Consider the following 1,783-nt stretch of genomic DNA (forward strand, 5'->3'; position numbering starts at 1 on the left):
ACTAAAGCAGGTGAATGTTTACCCTCTCGCCTCGTGGGAAACCTCCGCGGCGGAGCTGGAAGCCAGATTTATGACCGTCTACCACAACGCCCCGAGGACTACCACAATGCCCCAAGGAACACCAGTGATTCGTCTCCCCTACTGGGACGGTTCCGCAAGCAGCACGGTCGCGAACCGCGATGCAACGGGCCATCGTGAGGCAACGGGCCATGAGGCAACGGATCGTGAGGCCGTCGCGGCAGGTGAGAGTGCATGCCGATGTGCGGGGTAGGCCGGTGGGGTCTGCGGATCGCCGGCCGGAACCGAGTCCACCCCGGTCCGGGACGACCCGCGCGGGCCCGGGATCGGTACCGCGACGGATGAAGGGAGCGGTGCGATGGCGACCATGCTGACCGTCGCGGAACGTCACGACGCGCTCGTCCGGGCGCTGGACCTCTTCGACGCGCAGGTGCGGGCGGTGCCGCCCGGCGGGTGGGATGCGCCCACGCCCTGCCGGGATTGGAACGTCCGCGCGCTCGTCAACCACCTCACCGTGGAGCAGCTATGGGTGCCGCCGCTGCTGGCCGGCCTCACCATGGCTGACATCGGCCCCCGGTTCGACGGCGATCAGCTCGGGGCGGATCCCGTGGCGAGCTGGCCGGCGGCGGCCCGTGGGGCACGGGACGCCTGGAACCGCCCGGGAGCCTGGGCGTCGGTGCCGGTCCTCTCCTTCGGCCCCACGCCGGCGAGCGAGTACGCCTTCCAGTTGACCGCCGATCTACTGATCCACGGCTGGGATCTGGCGCGGGCGATCGACATGCACGGCCGGCGGGCCGGTGACACCTCGTCGGCGGCGGGCGTCGGGTCCGACCGGGACCTCGTGCACCGGGTCCACGAGCACTTGGCGTCGCAGATCGACGCTTGGCGGGCGGCCGGCATCTTCGCCCGCCCGGTGCCGGTCCCGGATGACGCCGACGAGTGGACGAGGCTGCTGACCCTCACCGGCCGCTCGCCCGACTGGCGGCCCGGATCCGGCGGATAGCTCGGCACAACGGATATCAGCACAACGGGTAGATGAGGATGGGGGCGCCCGACCCGCCGGGTGCGGAGGTAGCCGGGGCCGCGCAGCTGTGTTGCGGGCTCGGTGCCGTGGGTGTAGACGGGCCCTCGCCACTTGGCACCGGGCTTGGCACCGGGCTTGGCACCGGGCTTGGCACCGGGTGTTTCGCCCCGCCCGCATCCGTCGGTGCCGGTGACACGGTGGCCGGCGAAGGCCCGCTCTTCGGGGAGGGGCCCACCGTGAGTGGCGAGGGATCCGTGAGTGACGAGGGATCCGAGCCGCCGCCGATGCCCAGCCTGCCGATCGCTGCCGGCAGCGAGCCGTCCTTGGCGACGGGGACCTCGGCCGCTGCCGCGGCGCCCTCGGCGCGTCCCCAGCTCACCCGTAACCCGGACGTCGCGATCAGACCGCCGACGGCGAACGCGGCCACGGCGCTCACAACGACGAGCAGGGCCAGGAGCAGCCGCACGGTGCGACGGTCACCGGAATCCACCGGAAAGCTCACGACCGTCTCCGACCGTCCGGCGTATCGATACCTGGAGTGAATACCCGTGAGCACAACTGTAGGCGTCGGTATCCGACGGCGGCCACGGAATCCCTCCGCATTGGGTGACCGTAGCTGATCGCGACGGGCTCCGCGGGGCAGCGGCACGCCGGATGGGAGTCGGATCTTGGGCCGAGGGGCCGCCCGGGTCCCGCCGGGCTCAGGAGCTCAGGACGCCGGCTTCCGTCCCGCCACTCGGT

Annotated in this window: 2 protein-coding genes; one reads left to right on the forward strand and one right to left on the reverse strand. The window is 71.5% G+C overall.

Annotated elements, in window-relative coordinates; translation table 11 throughout:
• The first annotated feature begins 376 nt into the window (after window positions 1-376).
• Window positions 377-1,021 carry a TIGR03086 family metal-binding protein gene (locus tag ACY45C_RS15915; protein WP_462188374.1) on the forward strand — a complete coding sequence of 215 codons (645 nt, stop codon included), beginning with the start codon at window positions 377-379 and terminating at the stop codon, window positions 1,019-1,021.
• 16 nt (window positions 1,022-1,037) lie between these two features.
• Here ACY45C_RS15915 and ACY45C_RS15920 read toward each other — a convergent pair whose 3' ends face one another.
• The gene (locus ACY45C_RS15920; RefSeq protein WP_462188375.1) at window positions 1,038-1,544 is read right to left on the reverse strand and encodes a hypothetical protein; all 507 of its coding nucleotides are present in this window, start codon (window positions 1,542-1,544) and stop codon (window positions 1,038-1,040) included.
• Between the last annotated feature and the right edge of the window lie 239 nt (window positions 1,545-1,783).

The sequence above is a fragment of the Frankia sp. CcWB2 genome, from assembly GCF_977927585.1.